At 66.5% G+C, this 1,080-nt stretch carries 1 protein-coding gene; it reads left to right on the top strand.

Features of this window, described 5'->3' with window-relative positions:
• Positions 1-123 precede the first annotated feature (123 nt).
• Positions 124-933 (top strand): IS5 family transposase, encoded by an 810-nt coding sequence (locus tag MKK70_RS03440; RefSeq protein ID WP_243945830.1) that lies wholly within the window; start codon positions 124-126, stop codon positions 931-933.
• Positions 934-1,080: the final 147 nt, after the last annotated feature.

The raw sequence follows: 1,080 nt of genomic DNA on the forward strand, positions 1-1,080 counted from the left end.
TAAACCGCTGCGCCGATGGAGCCGGCCACGCTCGTGACCGTTTCCTTCAGGGTCGAGGGGCTTTCACCAGAGGCGGCCAGGGCCTTTATGGACCCGTGGTGTGGGGATTCCAGATGAAGGGGCATGACCCCTTTGCGCAGATCCTACCCATCCGACGTCTCCGATGATGAGTGGGCGCTGGTCGCCCCTTACCTGACGCTGCTGCGCGAGGATGCGGGGCAGCGCGAGCATAGCTTGCGCGAGGTGTTCAACGGCCTGCGCTACGTCGCGAACACAGCGGCACCCTGGCGGTGGATGCCTAACGATCTGCCACCCTGGGAAGCCGTTGACCCGCAGGCCCAACGCTGGTTGGCAGCGGGCTGCTTCGAGCAACTGGCCGACGACCTCCGCGCCTTGCTGCGCCTAGCCTCCGGGCGTCGTTCAGAGCCCAGCGCGGCCATCCTCGACAGCCGAACCCTGCGCTCGACGCCCGAGAGCGGCGAGCGGGCCGGATACGATGGAGCCAAGCGCAAACGGGGCTCGAAGGTCCACTTGGCCGTCGACACCCTGGGTCACCTCCTGGCGCTGCACGTCACGTCCGCCGACGCCGACGACCGCGCCCAGGTCGGGCAGCTCGCCAAGGCGATCCAGGCCGCCACCGGCGACACCGTCGATCTCGCCTATGTCGATCAGGGTTACACCGGGGAGAGGCCGGCTAAGGCCACCCGCACGCACGGTATCGAGCTGGAGATCGTCAGACTGCCCGAGGCCAAGCGCGGCTTCGTCCTACTGCCGCGGCGCTGGGTGGTGGAGCGCTCCTTCGCCGGGGCGACCCGCTTCCGTCCTCTCGTCAAAGACTACGAACGCTATCCCAGCACGCTCGCCGATCTCCACATCGTCGCCTTCGTCTGCCTCATGCTCAAACAAGCCGCTCGACTGGCAGCCAGTTCATAACAGCCTCTAGGGCCTGTCGTCGTCTGAACGGATTGGCTTGGCTAGCGTTTTCGTTTCTCTGATGCAGGAGGGACGATGCTGAGCGACGCCCAGCGGTCTGAACTGGAGCCCTTGGTCGAGGCCTGCCGGCCCAAGGCCAAGACGCCC

The organism is Methylobacterium sp. E-041 (assembly GCF_022829665.1).
In the GTDB taxonomy this organism is placed as follows: Bacteria; Pseudomonadota; Alphaproteobacteria; order Rhizobiales; family Beijerinckiaceae; genus Methylobacterium.

Excerpts from the sequence above, each read along its gene's own strand:
- MKK70_RS03440 (WP_243945830.1), top strand. The coding sequence starts at position 124 with ATGACCCCTTTGCGCAGATCCTACCCATCCGACGTCTCCGATGATGAG.